Raw genomic sequence first — 16,683 nt, 5'->3', positions numbered from 1 at the left:
TGCCCGCACAAGCTAAAACTCGGGCCCATAACAATCAATACTATGATTTATTGAATATTGTTCAGGCTTTAGCATCGGCTTGCAGGGCTCAACATAGACGTTTTGACAGGGGCGTTGCGCTTTTCATCCCGCCAATCCTGCCTATGTTGGAGACAGACGACGTCTGGAGGTCCTGATGGAACGATTCGACAACAGCCCGGAAACGGCATTGAAGTGGCACCGCAATGGCAGCGGCGCCGCGCTTGCCACGGTTGTCGAAACCTGGGGCAGCGCGCCACGCCGGGTGGGTTCCCAGCTGGTGATCGGCGGCGATGGCCGGATCGAGGGTTCTGTGTCGGGCGGCTGTGTCGAAGGCGCGGTGATCGTCGAGGCGCTAGAGGCCATTGACGAAGGCGAAGCCCGCTTGCTGGAATTCGGAGTGAGCGACGAAGATGCCTTTGCGGTCGGGCTGGCCTGTGGCGGGACCATTCGCGTTCTTGTCGAACCCGTTGGAAAGGTTCTGCCCGAACCGATGCTTGCGGAACTGGTTGCAGCCCGCGCAGCGCGTGAACCCATCGCTTACGAAGTCAATATCGATACCGGGCACAGAGCCTTGCGTCGTAACGCCTATGCGGAACGGCTGCGCATGGATCGGTCTGGTTTTGAAGAAGATGGTCAGACCTTTGTGGCCGTTCACAACCCGCCGCTGCGATTGATCGTTGTTGGTGCGGTGCATATCGCACAGGCATTGGTGCCGATGGCGCGAATTGCCGGGTATGATCCGGCCATAATAGACCCGCGCGACGCGTTTGCATCCAGCGCCCGTTTTCCGGGCGAAACGATCCTTACGGATTGGCCGGATGAGGCCGTTGCAATACTCGGGTTGGATGCGCGCACCGCAATTGTCCTGCTGACGCATGATCCAAAGCTGGATGATCCGGCATTGCAAGCCGCACTGGATGCGGGCGTGTTTTACATTGGTGCCTTGGGATCGACACGTACCCACGCCAAACGCGTCGAGCGTATGAAAGCGGCCGGTTTCAGTGATGAGCAAATCTCGAGGATTCATGGGCCAATCGGGTTGGATATCGGGGCTGCCGGCCCATCCGAGATTGCCATTGCAATTCTGGCGCAGATGACGGCCGTTCTGCGAGGCAAGGCATGAGGTTTGGTCCGGTACCCGTCTCTGAAGCAAAAGGCGCCATTCTGGCCCATTCGGTGACGGCTGACGGTCAAAAGCTGCGCAAGGGGCTGTCACTGCGCGCAGAGCATGTGGCGCAGTTGACGCAGGCGGACATCCGCGAAGTGATCGTTGCGCGCCTCGAACCCGGCGATTGTCACGAAGACGAGGCCGCACGTCGTTTGGCCGCAGCTCTTGCGCCAGATGCGGCGTCGGCCAATCTGCGCGTGACAGACGCGTTCACCGGCCGGGTCAACCTGTTGGCGGACGGGCCGGGCGTGGCGGTTCTGGATGTGGATGCGCTGGAAATGTTCAATCAGGTCAACCCGATGATCACGGTTGCGACGGTTCCGCAATACCAGCAGATGGGCCCGAAGGGCATGGTCGCCACCATCAAGGTTATCTCATATGCCGTGCCAGAGGCTGATGTTCGGCGGGCCGCCAATTTGGCGCAAGGGGCCGTGCGTCTGGCAAGACCCGTTCACAAGACGGCAGGTTTGATCGTCACGGATATCCCCGGCGGCCCGCCCAACGACAAGGGGATCGCCGCCATTCGCGGACGGACCGAAGCCCTGGGTCTGGATTTGTGTGATGTTCAGATCGTGCCGCATCGCGTGGATGCGCTGGCCAAGGCGGTTTCCAGAACGACCGGTGATCTGCTCTTGATCCTGACCGGATCCGCGACTTCGGATCCGGACGATGTTGCCCCGTCTGCTGTTCGGCTTGCCGGCGGGCGGGTGGATCGGTTCGGAATGCCGGTTGATCCGGGAAACCTGCTGTTTCTGGGTGCGATGCAGGATCGACCGGTGATCGGGTTGCCCGGATGTGCACGATCTCCAGCGTTGAACGGGGCGGATTGGGTTCTGTCACGGGTTGCCTGCGGGATCGAAACGACCGGATCGGATATTGCCGGAATGGGTGTCGGAGGATTGCTGAAGGAAATCCCGACCAGACCGCAGCCGCGCGCCAAACGAAAAGAATGATCCGCCACTGATCCTGAGCGGGGCTGAATTCTGAGGTTGACCCCAGAGGCTTTGACCGAACCGGCTTATGGTTTTCTGAGCTTTGGCAATACGCCGGGTCGCCAATACGCACCGGTATCTTCCCGCGCTTTCTGATAGGCATCCACTCTTTCTCTGGCGGTCTCTCCGCCGGCGGCAAACAAATGGCCCAGCAGGCATTCAAGTACAGCCATTGCCCCCGAAAAACTCGAAAACGGGTGCAAGGTTCGCGTGCTGACAGGCAGGACGACATCCGGTTCAACCCCCGGGGCGATGACCTCGCTATCCGACAACAGGACGATGCGCATCGACCGGTCCCGAGCACACCGCATCGCCTGAATCGTGTCGGCTGAATAGGGGTGAACCGTGATTGCAAACAGACAATCCTCGGCGGTGGCTTCGACCAGATCGTCGATGGCCGAACCCATGTGGCGGGGCACCAGCTGAAGCCCGGGATGGGCCATGCGTGCGGCGTAGTGAAAATAATAGGCCAGCGCATGGCTGGATCGTGTGGCCGTCACATAGCAGCGGCGCGCCGACCTGATGTGTGCGACGGCCTGTTCCGTCAAATGGGGGGCCATGAGGCGCAGCGATCTGGCCACGACATTTATTTCGTTCTGCGCAAATCGTGCCTGCGCCGCACCAAACTGCCCTTGTTCCTTTAGGTGTTCCAGCCAATCCTGCCCAAACCTGTCCTCACCATCGGTTGTCAGAGCGTTTCGAAATGGGCGCCGAAAAGCGTCAAAGCTGTCATACCCCATGCGTTGCGCCAGCCGGATCAGAACGTTCGAGCTGATGCCGATGCGATCGGTGGTGGTGCGGATCGAATTCAACGCGAATTCGCCGGGATGATCGATGATATACTTTACAGCGACCTGCATTTGCGCAGGCATTTCATCGATCTCGCGGCGCAATTGCGTAACGATGGCAGTTAGAGTGCGGGTCATGCGGAAAACAAAACATATGTTTTCTAGTTGGTAAATTGAAAACGAAGCTTGGGCTCATTAGCTGAGGACAGACGATCACGAGGGCGCAATGACCAAGAGCACAGTGAAAACCACCGGGAAACCATATATACTGGTTGCTCCGAACGGGGCCCGGCGGGGCCGCGCGGATCACCCGGCTTTGCCAGTCACGACGGATCAGATCGTCGCAACGGCGCGGGGCTGCCACGAGGCTGGTGCAAATGGCATCCACCTGCATGTACGGGATGCCGACGGACATCACACGCTGGATGCCGGATTGTATCGCGAAACAATCGCGGAACTGAAAAGGGAAGTGCCGGGCATGGATGTTCAGATCACCACCGAGGCAGCAGGCGTGTTCGATGTCCAGTCGCAGTTTGAATGCCTGCAACTGGTTCAGCCTGAATGGGCCTCGATCTCAGTCCGGGAAATCGCGCGGGCCCTTGATCTTGCGCCTCGGGTCTATGCGCTATGTGCGGCTCAGGGCACGCGGGTTCAGCATATTCTCTACGACTTGGAAGATGTGAAGCTGCTGGAAGACTGGCAGTCAAAAGGTATCGTCCAGCCGGACCAAACAGACCGATTGCTTGTGTTGGGTCGCTACAGTCAGAATCAGCAATCCGTGCCAGCGGATCTGGATGCGTTTCCATCCAGCCCGGCCAAATGGATGGTGTGCGCCTTTGGGACGCAGGAACATGATTGTCTTGTCGAAACCGCGCGGCGCGGCGGTGACTTGCGTGTTGGATTCGAAAACAGCCTGACGGCACCGGATGGCACGCTCTGGACGGACAACGCGGCCTCGGTCGCGGCTTTGGTAGAAACACTTGGAAGGACCGGAACATGAGTCATGTTTTCCCACGCCACACCAAATCTGAACTTCCCGTCGCGGCGGGTGGCGACGGCGCATACCTAATTGATGCCGACGGCAAGCGATATCTGGATTGCGGCGATGCGGCCGTGTCCTGTCTGGGGCATTCCAACGCGGCAGTGATCCGGGCCGTGCAACAGCAGGTGGAACAGATCGCATTCGCCCATACCGGGTTCATGACTTCGGAACCGGCCGAGGCATTGGCCGATCTTCTGATCCAGCACGCGCCGGGGGATCTGGACCGGGTGTATTTCGTATCGGGTGGGTCCGAGGCGACCGAAGCGGCCATCAAATTGGCGCGCCAGTATTTTCTGGAAATAGGGCAGCCCGAGCGCCGCCACGTGATCGCGCGCAAGCAAAGCTATCATGGCAACACTCTGGGGGCCTTGTCTGCCGGGGGAAATGCCTGGAGACGGGCCCAATTCGCGCCGATGCTGATCGAAATGACCCATATCTCGGCCTGCTATGAATATGCCGAAAAGCCCGAGGGTGAGAGCAGCTTTGACTATGGTCAGCGCGTCGCCAATGAGCTGGAGGCGGAAATTCTGCGCCTTGGTCCCGAAACGGTTATGGCCTTCATGGCCGAGCCGGTTGTTGGTGCTACACTTGGCGCGGTTCCGGCGGTTGAGGGGTATTTCAAACGCATCCGGGAAATCTGCGACCAATATGGCGTGTTGCTGATTCTGGATGAGGTGATGTGCGGCATGGGGCGCACCGGTCATCTGTTCGCCTGCGATCACGACGGTGCTGCACCGGATATTCTGTGCATCGCCAAAGGGTTGGGCGCAGGATATCAACCAATCGGGGCGATGCTGTGCACCGGTAAAATCTATGGCGCAATTCGCGATGGGTCAGGGTTTTTCCAACATGGGCATACCTATATCGGCCATCCCGTCGCCACGGCTGCGGCTCTTGCGGTGGTCCGTGAACTGACAGAGGGTGATTTACCGGCGCGCGCCGGACGTATGGGCAGCAAAGTGCATTCCGCACTGGAAGCCGCGTTTGGACAGCACCCGAACGTGGGCGATTTGCGTGGCCGGGGCCTGTTCCGGGGTGTGGAATTGGTAGCGGATCGCGAGACGAAGACCCCCTTTGATCCATCGTTGGGCATTGCCGGAAAGATAAAGAAGGCGGCGCTGGCCGAAGGCCTGATCTGTTATCCCATGGCGGGCACCCGGGATGGCCGGAACGGAGACCATATACTTCTCGCGCCGCCTTTCATCATAGAAGAGGCCCAGATAGGCGAACTTGTCAGCAAACTGGAACGCTCTTTTTCAGCCGTTCTCTGACAATACCGTGAGCACCCTGTTTGCCTGCGACACGTTTGCTATGTGTCGTGGGCAATGGATCTGGAAAAGGCGACGTCCATGGTGCTGGATATCTGGCGCAGTTTCCGAACGCTCCCTGTGTGGGTTCAGGTCTGGGTAGCGTTCATTTTGGTACCGGTAAACCTGCTTCCGCTGGCATTTCTGGATCAGCCAAAGGGGCACCTGATTGCATTGCTTGCAATTTCGGGCATGGCGCTGAACGTGCCGATCATGTTGGGTGCACGCGGGATGAGCGGCGCGATGGCGTTGCCACACATTCTGTGCTGGGTGCCGTTGGTCATCATCGTGACGCTTCTGCTGTTTTCCGAAGACCCCCTGAGCCCAGCCTTTGTTTGCTTTCTCCGGGTGCTTCTGATCGTCGATATCACCTCGCTGGTGTTCGATTTCCGGGACGCGGCCCGTTGGCTGCGCAGCAGGCGATCGCCCTGAACGAAAAAGCCCCTTCAAAAGAGAAGGGGCTTGGACCGTTTCGATCTTTGGACCGGATTATTTCTGCGGCAGCGGGCCGATCATCATGATCATCTGACGGCCTTCCATCTTGGGCATGTTTTCGATCTTGCCCAAGTCCTTGACGTCCTCGGCGACACGCTGCAGCAATTCGCGGCCAAGGTTCTGGTGTGCCATTTCGCGACCGCGAAAACGCAGGGTAACTTTGACCTTGTCGCCTTTTTCCAGAAACTTGAAGACGTTCTTCATTTTGACGTCATAGTCATGCGTGTCGGTGTTGGGTCGGAATTTGACCTCTTTTACCTCGATGATCTTTTGCTTCTTGCGGGCTTCGGCTTCGCGTTTTTGCGTTTCATATTTGAATTTGCCGAAATCCATGATCTTGCAGACCGGTGGGTTCGCATTGGGCGAAATTTCGACCAGATCAAGACCGGCCTCAGCGGCCATCTGCATGGCTTTGGCGGGATGAACCACCCCGACATTTTCACCTTCGGCGCCAATCAGGCGAATTTCGGGGGCACGGATCTTATCATTGACGCGCGGGCCGGTGTCTCGTTGTGGCGGCGCGTTGTGAGGTCTGCGAGCTATGGGTTCATTCCTTTGATAATTGCAGAATTTCGAGCCCGGAATTTAAACCGGGCCGGGCCACACTTCAAGCGGCATAAACACCGGCAGTTGCGAAAAAACAGTGTTTTGTCCGCTGAATTTTGCGTTCGGGGCTGCAAAGCTCCGAACGCAAGGTGCCTTTAGCCGACAAAGGCTTTTTCGATCACAAACTCTTTGGGTTCGGAATTCGCGCCTTCGCGCAGACCAAAACCTTCAAGGATTTCCTTGATGTCCAGGTTGAAAGCCAGCGACCCGCAGACCATGGCGCGATCGGTTTCGGGTTTGATTCCGCCTTCAATGCCCAGATCGCTGAACACGGTGCCATCCTTCAGCAGGTCGGTAATCCGACCCATCTTGGGGCTCTCTTCGCGCGTGGTTGTCGGGTAATAGCGGATCTTGTCAGCAAAGCCTTCGCCAATAAGTTCGGCCAGCATTTCATCCTGACGGATGCTGTCGATCAATTGACGGCCATATTCCAGTTCGGCCACTTCGCGGCAGGTATGGGTGATGATCACCTCGTCATAATCTTCATATGTTTGCGGTTCACGCAACAACGAAGCAAACGGGGCAAAACCGGTGCCGGTGGCAAAAAACCACAAACGCTTGCCGGGCAGAAGGGCGTCATGCACCAACGTGCCAACCGGCTTGGGGCGCAGGATGATCTGGTCGCCGGGCTTGATGTGCTGAAGCTTCGACGTCAACGGGCCGTTCTGAACCTTGATCGAATAGAACTCCAGCTCATCGTCCCACGACGGCGAAGCGATTGAATAGGCGCGCAGCAATGGCTTGCCATTGTCGCCCAGCAGACCGATCATCACGAACTCGCCCGAGCGGAAACGCAGCGTGGCGGGGCGCGTCACCTTGAAAGAGAACAGGCTGTCGGTCCAATGCTTGACCTCGGTTACAGTTTGCGCGTCCGGCAGGACCGGGGCCTTCACGGCAGTTGCTTCGCTCACGGGCTTCATCTCTGTCATCGTTTACCTGCCGGTCTGCTAAACCGACATCTCCGTTTAATCTTTGATCCAAGTCAGGAAAAGGGGACAGATTGCCCCCTTTGTGTTTCAAGCCGGCGATGGGCGGCTTTTAACCGCGCAAACGCGCCTGATAGTTGTTCTCTTTCCAGTTGGCCCGGGAAAGCCACTGATCTTCGGGCTGGCGATCTGCCAGGTCTCCGTCAATCTCAACTTCGTCAAAGCCGCAGCGACGCGCCATGGCGTACTGGTCTGCCAGAACATGACCCTTGGCGCGCAAACGTCCTGTATAGCCCTTAAGGCGCAGGGTGCGGGCGATGGTAAAGCCGCGACCGTCGGCAAAGGATGGAAAATCCACCCGGACCAGCTTGGCACTGCCTAAACGGTCAAAAAGCTCATCCGGGTCCGTGTCCGAGCTGACGTCCAGCGCAACCACGTCATTCGCGGCATCATCCAGAGTGACAAAGCCGTCGGTCCAGTCATCGGGCGAAAAGCCCTCATCTGTTACGATTACGTTCATGTTTTTTCTCCGATGCGCACCATCTTGCCATCGACAAAATGAATGCCGCATTCTTCCTTATTCTGATCGCGCCAGCGGCCGGCGCGGGGGTCTTCGCCTTCCTTCACCGGCGAAGTGCAGGGCGCACAGCCGATCGAAGGGTATCCCTTAGCCACCAGCGGATGCCGGGGCAGGTTGTTTTCTTCCATATAGGCGCGCACATCGTCCGGCGCCCAATGGGCCAGCGGATTGACCTTGATCCGGCCCGTGCCGTCTTCGACCTCGAAAAACTCGAGCGCGGCGCGCGTGCCGGACTGAAACCGTTTCCTGCCGGTAATCCAACCGCAATACCCGGTCAGGGCTTGCTGCAAGGGAAAGGTCTTGCGCAGGTTGCAGCACGCATCCGTATCCCGCAGGCGCAGCGCGCCACAGGGGTCTTCGCGTTGCAGTTCTTCGTCATCCGCCCGGATGATCCGGATGTTCCTGAGCCCCAGGCGCTCGCTGACTTCCTGCTGGTACTCCAGCGTTTCGGTGAACAGCAATTGGGTATCCACGAACAACACCGGCGTCATCTTATCGATCACCGCAGCCATGTGCAGCAGCACCACCGATTCCGCGCCAAAGCTTGAGACCAGAGCAAGCGCATCGATCTCTTCAAGGGCGCCATGCATCACGTCATGGGCGCTGTGGTGACGGAACCGGGCATTCAATGCGCTGACCTTCTCGGTCAGGTCGCTGCGGTCTTTGCCCAGTTCCGTTTGAATCAGATCAAGCGGCATTCGCCCGAGCCTCGGGGTAGAGGGCGGCCTTGAACGGCTCCATGCCGACGCGGCGATAAGTCATCAGAAAGGTTTCTTCAGCATTCTCGCGCAGATCCAGGTAGGTGTCGACGATGCGTTCCACGGCCGGTACGATCTCGTCATAGGCAAAACCCGGACCGGTGCGGTCGCCGATCGCGGCCGTCTCGGTGGCGTCGCCACCCAGTGTGATCTGGTAGTTTTCGACGCCTGCACGATCCAGGCCCAGGATGCCGATATGGCCCACATGGTGGTGGCCGCAGGCGTTGATGCAGCCCGAGATCTTGATCTTCAGGTGCCCAATGTCATGCTCCAGCTTCAAATCTTCAAAGCGGGTCGCAATTTCCTGAGCAACCGGGATCGAGCGCGCCGTCGCCAGCGCGCAGTAATCCATGCCGGGGCAGGCGATGATATCGCTGATCAGCCCGATATTGGCGGTGGCCAGTTCGTGTTCCTTCAGCTTTGCGTGGATCGCGGGCAAGTCCGATTTGTGGACATGCGGCAGGATCACGTTCTGCTCGTGGCTGATACGCAGCTCATCATAGGCGAATTCTTCGGCCAGATCGGCCATCACGCGCATCTGCTCGGCGGTCGCATCACCCGGCGTCTGGCCGTGTTTCTTGATCGAGATCGTAACGATCGCGTGGTCCGCGTTCTTGTGGGGCGCGATGTTGGTATCGACCCACGACCGGAAAACCGGATCGTTGGAATAGGCGCTTTCAAACGACGCAACCGAACCTTCGCGGAAGCCCGGAGGCGCAAAATGGCCTTTGATCTCATCCAGCAGCGCCATGTCGGCGCCCTTGAACTGTGGGCGAACCTGCAAGAAACGTTCATTCACCTTGGCGCGGATGGCGTCGATGCCGTGTTCATGCACGGTGATCTTGATGCGCGCCTTGTACTTGTTGTCGCGGCGACCGATCTGGTTCCAGACCGACACGGTGGCTTCCAGATAGGCCAGCAGATCATCGAATGCGACGAATTCGGACAGTTCCTTGCCGATCATGGGCGTACGGCCCAGGCCGCCACCGACGATGACGCGCGCACCCAGAACGCCGTCACGTTCGACCAGTTGCAGGCCGATGTCATGCGCTTTGATCACGGCGCGGTCGTTTTCCGAACCGGTGATGGCGATCTTAAACTTGCGCGGCATGAACTGGAATTCCGGGTGGTCGGTCGACCACTGGCGCAGCAGTTCGGCATAGGGGCGCGGGTCGGCGACCTCATCCGCGGCGGCACCGGCGAAATGGTCGGCCGTCACGTTGCGGATGGTGTTGCCCGAGGTCTGGATGGCGTGCATGCCCACCTCGGCCAGCGCGTCCAGCATGTCTGGCACATCTTTCAGTTTCGGCCAGTTGTACTGGATGTTCTGACGGGTGGTGAAATGGCCATACCCCTTGTCCCACTTTTCAGCCAGCAGGGCCAATTGGCGCATTTGTGCGCTGTTCAGCGTGCCGTAGGGAATAGCGACCCGCAGCATGTAGGCATGCAGTTGCAGATACAGGCCGTTCATCAGGCGCAGCGGCTTGAATTCATCTTCGGTCAGCGAACCGTCGATGCGGCGCTCGACCTGAGCGCGGAACTGCGCGTTACGCTCTGCCAGAAAATCTTTGTCAAACTCGGAGTAGCGATACATGTCTAGCTGTCCTTGGTTGCAGCCCCGAACCTGGGGCCTTGAAGGGGAGAGAAAAGGGCCAGAGGTCAGGCCCGGGGCTGCGGGGAAGCTTCCTGTTTGCCGTGGGCATAGTTGGACGGACCAGTGCGGCGGAAGTCTTCCCGGAAATGGGTGGGCTCGGGGCCGTTTTCGCCAGCAACGGCATCGGCCAGATAGGCGCCCACAATTTTGTTTGCCTGACGCGCGGCATCCAGCAGGCGAACCTGCGCATGCGCCTCGTCGGTGATCAGTTCTGCCTCGCTCAGGTCACGGGACCAGCGGTCATCTTCGGTCAGATAAATCACGTCACCTTCGAGCAAGTCATTTGCAGTGACGACTTTGGGGGTAAAAGCGCGGGCCATCAGGCAAGCTCCTTGTTGAATTCGGTTACAGCCTGCGCCGCTTCGCGCGGGGCAAGGCCATAGAAGGTCAGGGCCGGTCCATCCATTTCGGCGGCGGCCAGATCGGTGGGCAACTGGTCCAAAGTGGTGGCCAAAATCCGTTGGTCGGGACGCGAGGCATTTTCGACCAGGGTAATGGGCGTGGCGCGATCGGCGCCGTGCATGATCAGGCGACCCTGAATGAACCGAGCGGACTTCTTGCCCATGTAGATTGCCGCCACGGAACCCGGCTTGGCCAAAGCGTTCCAATCGTGATCCGCAAAACCCTGCATGTCGTGCCCGGTCAAAAAACGCACCGATGAGTTGCGTCCGCGGCGAGTCAGGCTTTGACCGATGCTTGCCACTGCGGCAGAGGCCGCCGTGATGCCGGGAATGATCTGCCAGGAAATACCGGCCGCATCGAGGGCCTCGATTTCTTCGTCCAGACGACCAAAGACCGTGGGATCCCCCGATTTCAGGCGCACCACACGGTTGCCATTCAGGGCGTGTTCAACCAGAAGCGCGTCGATATCGCTTTGCTTCCACGAGGGGCCGAACCCGGCCTTGCCGACATCGACCAAAGCGGCGTTCTGGGCGGCAATGTCCAGCACAGACTTACTGATCAAGCGATCATGCAGCACCACATCCGCGCGCCCGAATGCGGCCAACGCCTTGAGCGTCAGCAATTCGGGGTCACCGGGTCCGGCGCCGACAAAGTCGACATGACCTTTGGGACTGGTTGTGTGAAAACCCTGCATCGGATCGTCTCGGACATTGTTTGACTTGACCCTCAATATAGGAAATATTCCCACCAAAGCGCCATATCACCGCTAAAATAAGGACAAATGTTCCGATTTTCAGAAAAACCGGAACATAGGTGTCGAAACAGAAGGAAAATTGGAATGTCGGTGCGGATAGATGACACGGATCGAAAAATTCTGGCCGAGCTGCAACGGGACGCGGGCCAATCATTGGACGAAATTGCGGCTCGGGTCGGCAGTTCAAAGACGCCTGTTTGGAATCGCATTCGGAAGCTCAAGGGGGCGGGAATCATCGGTCAGCAAACGGTGCTGCTGGATGCCGAGGCACTTGGGTTCGAAGCCACCTTTTTTGTTTTGATCCGCACCTCGGAACATGAGGCGGACTGGCAACGTAAATTCCTGAAAGCATTGAAGGATCACCCCGAAGTGCAAGAGGCGCACCGGTTGGCGGGTGATATCGACTATATCCTGAAAGTCCGGGTTAAAAACGCGCGTGCCTATGATCAGTTCTATCAGTCGCTCATCTCGGAAGTGCGCGTGCACAACGTCACGGCGTTGTTGTCCATGGAAGAGATCAAGTCCACAACGATGCTGCCGCTGAATGCGTTGGCAGAGGGGGCTTAGAACACTCGACCGCGGCTCCTCTGCCCGTGTCTTTCAATGGGCTTTAAGCCAGATGAGCTGATGGGTGTTTTCATCCGGCCGGAAGCAAAATCGCCAGAGGGATCGTGTAGGTATGCGGAAGGTGATGGCTAAGGTCTGACCAGCAGCTGATTCAGCCCGTGAAAGTGATAGCTGTCCGAATAAAGCGGCGGCGCAGCCAGTTGCAGGTTTGGACAGCTTTCGAACAGGATCGGCAAAGCAATGCGCATTTCCAGACGCGCCAGAGGTGCCCCGACACAAAAATGAATTCCGCCCCCAAAGCTTGTGTTGACTTCAATCGGACGGTTCGGCTGAAACGTGTTCGGTTCAGCCCAGACAGCGGGGTCGCGGTTGGCCGCGCCAAGCAACAGTGCCACTTGATCGCCACGTTTGAATGAATGGCCGAACAGATCCACGTCCTCATACGCGTAACGTGTGAACATGTGCAGAGGCGGGTCATAGCGCAGGATTTCTTCGATGGTTCCGTCGAGTCCATCCGGTGCCAGGGCGTCAGGGGCGGTGCGGGTCTGCAACAGGGTTTTCACCCCGTTCCCCAGTGAGTGCACGGTAGCCTCATGGCCTGCGTTGAGCAGCAGGATGCAGGTAGCAACCAGCTCGTCCAGTGACAGTTTCTGGCCTTCTTCCTCGGCGCTTATCAACCGGGTTATCAGATCGTCGCGTGGATCATTGCGCCGCAGCTCTATGTATTCCTTCAGGAATTCGGTGAATTCCTTAGATGATTTGGCGGCCGTGTCTTCGGTGTCCTGCGTGCAATTGGCCTGATACATGGCAACCATATCGTGAGACCATTGTAACAGATCGGGCGCCATGGCTTCGGGGACGCCCAGAAGCCGGCAGATCGTGACCACCGGAACCTGAGTGCAATAGGTTTCTAACAGGTCGAACGTGTTCCCGGGGAAGTCTTTGATCAGGCTGTGGCACAGATCTTCGATGGAAGGTTGCAGCGCAGAAATCGCCCGTGACGTGAAGGCGCGCATCACCAATGACCGAAGGCGTGTGTGCCTTGGTGGTTCTGCCTCAAGCAGTGAATGGGCCTCGATGGCCAGCCAGGGCGCCAGATGGGCGGGACCTTGCTCTGCCAGTTCGGGCGGTACCTCGCGGCCAAACCTGCGGTCCCGAAACAGGGCGCGAACCGCGCGGTATGAAACCGCGGCGACCAAACCATAGTCCTGCCAATAGAACAGATCGCCCGAGCCTCGCGCCTTGTCGTAGAACGGGTAGGGGTTTTGGACGAAACCCGGGTCTGTCGGTGATTGCGAAAAAGACTTCATGAGCCGCACACTTGCCATGCGGCCCATTGAATGCAAGACCCTGTCTATGCACAGGGTTTGGTTCATTTCCGTTTTTTTGCTCGCCGTTGGGTTATTGTCGGGGTTTGTCTGGTCTTATGGCTATCGACAGGCCCTGTCTCAGCTGAGCGAGAAGGCAGAGGCAGATCTTGAGTTGGCGGCTGACCGGCTGAGCACGCAGATGCAAGTGTATCAGGAACTTGCCGTGCTGATGGCAACTCATCCCGTTTTGCATGAACTGGATACGCAGGCCGGTATTCGCCAAGCCCGGGCAACGCTGCTGGACGTCGCTGACAAAACGGCCGCCGTAAACATGATGTATCTGGATACGAACGGGCAGGTGCTGGTATCGGCGCAGCCTGTGTCCCAGCGCAACATGGCCCATCATCCGGCTTTCCGCCGTGCGATGCAGGGCGCCTTGGGCAGTGCGCATGAGGTTGTACCGTCGGGCGAAGACCGGATCTATTCCTATGCCGCCCCCACTTTTGGCCCGTCTGGCCAGATTGAAGGCGCGTTGATGGTCGTTGCTGATGTTCAGGACGTTGAACAAACGTGGCGCGGCAGTACCGAGGCGGTTTTCTTTGTCGATTCCGATGGTGTCGTTTTCATTTCCAACAGATCCGACCTGCTGTTCTGGCGCCGGGCGGACGGTGAGGCGGGATTGACGCCGCCAGATGGTGCGACCGTTGATTTTTCTTCGAAACAGGTCGGCAGGCACGAGTTGTGGCACTTGAACTGGGGGCGTTACCTGCCGCGCGATGCGCTGCATCTGACCCTTGATTTGCCGGTGATCGACATGACTGCCGAGGTGCTGGTGGACGTGGCGCCGGCCCTTCAGCTTGCCAGGCTTCAGGCGGCGGCCGTCGCAGCGATCTGTCTGGCCTTTGGGGCCATGCTCTTTCTTGCCATGGAGCGGCGGCGGGCGTTGGCCGAAGCGAATGCCGTTCTGGAAAGCCGTGTGGCCAAACGCACCCATGACCTGACAGTGGCAAATGCCAGTTTGCGCAAGGAAGTGGCGGAACGGGAAGAAGCCGAGGCGGCGCTGCGGCGGGCCCAGGCAGACCTGGTGCAGGCCGGAAAGCTCAGCGCTTTGGGGCAAATGTCGGCGGGCATCAGCCATGAACTGAACCAGCCGCTTATGGCCATACGGCAATTTGCGGATAACGGTTCAGCGTTCATGACGCGGGGAAAACCTGAAATGGCTGCCGAGAATCTGGGCCGGATCTCGGAAATGGCGGCGCGGATGGCGCGGATCATCAAGAACCTTCGCGCCTTTGCCCGCAACGAAAGCGAACCGATGGGACGGGTTGACCTGATTCAGGTTCTCAACACTGCTGTTGAACTGACCGAGGCCCGCCTGCGAGACGACAATGTAACCCTGAACTGGAACCCCCCGAATGGGGCTGTGTATGTTTGGGGGGGTGAAGTACGTTTGGTGCAGGTGTTCGTGAATCTGATCAACAATGCGGCGGATGCAATGCTGGGACGACCAAAACGGATTATAACGATAACGCTGCGAAAAGGTGCACGATTGAGCGTTTCCTTGCAGGATACTGGCCCGGGCATTGAAGACCCCGACCGGATGTTCGAGCCCTTCTATTCCACGAAAAGCGTTGGATCGTCAGAAGGTTTGGGGCTGGGGCTTTCCATTTCCTACGGGCTGGTTCAAAGCTTTGGTGGGGACATAAGGGGCGCGAACAAGGCGGATGGGGCCATGTTTACCGTCGAACTGGAACCCTGCGACAAGGAAGAGGCCGCGTGATGCGCAGGGTTTTGTTGGTCGATGATGATGCCGCCGTACGCGAGGCCTTGTCTCAAACTCTGGAATTGGCGGACTATCAGCCAACGACCGCCGGATCGTTTGTGGCGGCCAAGGATCACATCAGCCGCGAGTTTCCCGGTGTCATCATCTCGGATATCCGCATGCCGGGGCGGGACGGGTTCCATCTTTTGTCTTATGCCCGAGAGGTCGATCCGGATCTTCCCGTGGTTCTTCTGACGGGTGAGGGCGATATTCCCATGGCCGTCGATGCCATGGGAAAGGGTGCGTTCGATTTTCTGGAAAAGCCGTGCGCCGCGTCCGACCTTCTCGAGGTGCTTGAACGCGCGTTTGCAGCCCGTTCGCAGATATTGGAGCAAAGAGCGGCAAAATCCGAGCTGGAACGAGGAGACCCCGCCGCGCGTTTGCTGTTCGGACTGTCGCCGCAGGCCGAGGCCCTGCGCGAACGGGTTCGGACCGTTGCGCCAACAGGCGCCGAGGTTCTTGTGACGGGACCGCCGGGCAGCGGCATCTCGAAGGTCGCCGAGGTCGTGCATCTGATGTCGCCAGCAGGGCAGGGACCATTTGTCAAACGCACGGCCTCCAGCCTCAGCCCCGACGACTTGGCCAAGAGCTGTGAAGATGCGGCAGGTGGGTCATTGTTTCTGGACGAAGTCTCGGCCATGCCCCATGCCACGCAATTTGCGGCGTTGGAGATCATCGAGCATGGACCGGGCGGGCGTATCATTGCGGGAACGACCGCTGATCTGTCGGCGCTGAGTTCTGAAGGCCGGTTCAATGCAGACCTGTTTTACAGGCTGGATGTCATGCGGGTTCGTATTCCATCGCTGGCAGAACGTCCCGACGACATTCCGGTGATCTTCCGCCATTACGTTGCACAGGCCGCGGAACAGGCGGGGATCGTGGCGCCGGAAATCTCGTCCGAGCATCTGGCGTCGCTTATGGCCAGCGACTGGCCGGGGAATGCGCGATCCCTGATGTCAGCCGCGATGCGCTTCGTGCTGGGAATGCCGGAAGAAGTCGCGCAGGCAACAGACCTGGGCCTTAGCGAACAGATGGCGCGGGTGGAGCGGTCGCTGCTCATCGCGGCGCTGGGTCGTCACAACGGCAAGGCATCAGATGCGGCGAAGGCATTGAAACTGCCGCGCAAGACATTTTACGACAAGCTGGCACGGTACCAGATTCGGGCCGAGGATTACCGACGGTAACGGCTGGGCTCCCGCCACCTTTTTCCGCATTAACATGCGTCTAAAGCTGTTGGGCCGGGCAGCCCGCTGTCGCGGGCTGCGGTTTCGCGTCAGTTGATTCGGGGGTTTTGATTCGCGGCGTGTGCGGATTTTCGCACAAACTGGAAGATTGCTGTGCGGAATCTCGCACTCGGGGTTTCGAATGGGTCCAATATCCATTGCAAAGCGCTTTATAACCTTCTGAAAGAAAATCACTAAATAGAAAATCGAGGGACAGAAAACAAATCGTTGAGTGGATCGTGCCGATTCGTTTCACTTCGCTGCATCT

Annotated in this window: 17 protein-coding genes; 8 read left to right on the top strand and 9 right to left on the bottom strand. The window is 58.5% G+C overall.

The window, feature by feature from the left end; all coding sequences use genetic code 11:
* Positions 1–175: 175 nt before the first annotated feature.
* A complete protein-coding gene (locus I9184_RS06020; RefSeq protein ID WP_171723367.1) occupies positions 176–1,144 on the top strand; it encodes an XdhC family protein in 969 nt (322 codons plus the stop codon).
* Positions 1,141–2,142: a molybdopterin-binding protein gene (locus I9184_RS06015; protein WP_209833267.1), complete on the top strand. Its 1,002-nt coding sequence runs from the start codon at positions 1,141–1,143 to the stop codon at positions 2,140–2,142. Before I9184_RS06020 ends, I9184_RS06015 begins: the two co-directional genes overlap by 4 nt.
* A gap of 65 nt (positions 2,143–2,207) precedes the next feature.
* Here the strand turns inward: I9184_RS06015 and I9184_RS06010 are convergent, their stop codons facing one another.
* Positions 2,208–3,107, bottom strand: a complete 900-nt coding sequence (locus I9184_RS06010) for a MurR/RpiR family transcriptional regulator (protein ID WP_209833266.1) — start codon at positions 3,105–3,107, stop codon at positions 2,208–2,210.
* An 88-nt stretch (positions 3,108–3,195) separates the two neighbouring features.
* Here I9184_RS06010 and I9184_RS06005 point away from each other — a divergent pair, with 88 nt between their 5' ends.
* Genes I9184_RS06005 through I9184_RS05995 form a run of 3 tightly spaced genes read left to right on the top strand, consistent with a single transcriptional unit; the run spans position 3,196 to position 5,750 of the window.
* On the top strand, positions 3,196–3,969 hold the full coding sequence (locus I9184_RS06005) for a 3-keto-5-aminohexanoate cleavage protein (protein ID WP_171723364.1): 774 nt from the start codon (positions 3,196–3,198) through the stop codon (positions 3,967–3,969).
* Positions 3,966–5,282, top strand: coding sequence for an aspartate aminotransferase family protein (locus tag I9184_RS06000; RefSeq protein WP_209833265.1), 1,317 nt, complete (start codon positions 3,966–3,968; stop codon positions 5,280–5,282). The genes I9184_RS06005 and I9184_RS06000 overlap by 4 nt, the downstream gene beginning before the upstream one ends.
* A gap of 54 nt (positions 5,283–5,336) precedes the next feature.
* A complete protein-coding gene (locus I9184_RS05995) occupies positions 5,337–5,750 on the top strand; it encodes a hypothetical protein (RefSeq protein WP_171723362.1) in 414 nt (137 codons plus the stop codon).
* Positions 5,751–5,807: 57 nt separating this feature from the next.
* On the opposite strand, the gene infC is transcribed toward I9184_RS05995, so the two are convergent.
* The 7 genes from infC to cobA form a co-directional block, all read right to left on the bottom strand.
* Positions 5,808–6,356: a translation initiation factor IF-3 gene (gene infC, locus I9184_RS05990; RefSeq protein WP_171633836.1), complete on the bottom strand. Its 549-nt coding sequence runs from the start codon at positions 6,354–6,356 to the stop codon at positions 5,808–5,810.
* Positions 6,357–6,514: 158 nt separating this feature from the next.
* Positions 6,515–7,348 (bottom strand): ferredoxin--NADP reductase, encoded by an 834-nt coding sequence (locus tag I9184_RS05985; RefSeq protein WP_152457833.1) that lies wholly within the window; start codon positions 7,346–7,348, stop codon positions 6,515–6,517.
* 109 nt (positions 7,349–7,457) lie between these two features.
* Positions 7,458–7,865: a DUF934 domain-containing protein gene (locus I9184_RS05980; protein ID WP_171116164.1), complete on the bottom strand. Its 408-nt coding sequence runs from the start codon at positions 7,863–7,865 to the stop codon at positions 7,458–7,460.
* Positions 7,862–8,623: a phosphoadenylyl-sulfate reductase gene (locus I9184_RS05975; RefSeq protein ID WP_209833264.1), complete on the bottom strand. Its 762-nt coding sequence runs from the start codon at positions 8,621–8,623 to the stop codon at positions 7,862–7,864. The genes I9184_RS05980 and I9184_RS05975 overlap by 4 nt, the downstream gene beginning before the upstream one ends.
* A complete protein-coding gene (locus I9184_RS05970; protein WP_209833262.1) occupies positions 8,613–10,277 on the bottom strand; it encodes a nitrite/sulfite reductase in 1,665 nt (554 codons plus the stop codon). The genes I9184_RS05975 and I9184_RS05970 overlap by 11 nt, the downstream gene beginning before the upstream one ends.
* A 65-nt stretch (positions 10,278–10,342) precedes the next feature.
* Positions 10,343–10,657: a DUF2849 domain-containing protein gene (locus I9184_RS05965; protein WP_171328572.1), complete on the bottom strand. Its 315-nt coding sequence runs from the start codon at positions 10,655–10,657 to the stop codon at positions 10,343–10,345.
* On the bottom strand, positions 10,657–11,433 hold the full coding sequence (gene cobA, locus I9184_RS05960) for a uroporphyrinogen-III C-methyltransferase (protein WP_209833260.1): 777 nt from the start codon (positions 11,431–11,433) through the stop codon (positions 10,657–10,659). The genes I9184_RS05965 and cobA overlap by 1 nt, the downstream gene beginning before the upstream one ends.
* Positions 11,434–11,577: 144 nt before the next feature.
* Between cobA and I9184_RS05955 the strand changes: the two genes are divergently transcribed.
* Positions 11,578–12,060: an Lrp/AsnC family transcriptional regulator gene (locus tag I9184_RS05955; RefSeq protein ID WP_117869097.1), complete on the top strand. Its 483-nt coding sequence runs from the start codon at positions 11,578–11,580 to the stop codon at positions 12,058–12,060.
* A 128-nt stretch (positions 12,061–12,188) separates the two neighbouring features.
* Here the strand turns inward: I9184_RS05955 and I9184_RS05950 are convergent, their stop codons facing one another.
* Positions 12,189–13,370: a cytochrome P450 gene (locus I9184_RS05950; RefSeq protein WP_209833259.1), complete on the bottom strand. Its 1,182-nt coding sequence runs from the start codon at positions 13,368–13,370 to the stop codon at positions 12,189–12,191.
* Here I9184_RS05950 and I9184_RS05945 point away from each other — a divergent pair.
* Together I9184_RS05945 and I9184_RS05940 are read left to right on the top strand one after the other, a co-directional pair.
* Positions 13,369–15,150 carry an ATP-binding protein gene (locus I9184_RS05945; RefSeq protein WP_209833257.1) on the top strand — a complete coding sequence of 594 codons (1,782 nt, stop codon included), beginning with the start codon at positions 13,369–13,371 and terminating at the stop codon, positions 15,148–15,150. The two genes, I9184_RS05950 and I9184_RS05945, sit on opposite strands and share 2 nt — an antisense overlap.
* Positions 15,147–16,376, top strand: coding sequence for a sigma-54 dependent transcriptional regulator (locus tag I9184_RS05940; RefSeq protein ID WP_171723357.1), 1,230 nt, complete (start codon positions 15,147–15,149; stop codon positions 16,374–16,376). Before I9184_RS05945 ends, I9184_RS05940 begins: the two co-directional genes overlap by 4 nt.
* Positions 16,377–16,683 lie beyond the last annotated feature (307 nt).

The sequence above is a fragment of the Ruegeria sp. HKCCE3926 genome (genome assembly GCF_017872515.1).
In the GTDB taxonomy this organism is placed as follows: Bacteria; Pseudomonadota; Alphaproteobacteria; order Rhodobacterales; family Rhodobacteraceae; genus Ruegeria.
The sequence above is the reverse complement of the archived record's forward strand: the minus strand, read 5'-3'. Positions and strand labels throughout refer to the sequence as shown.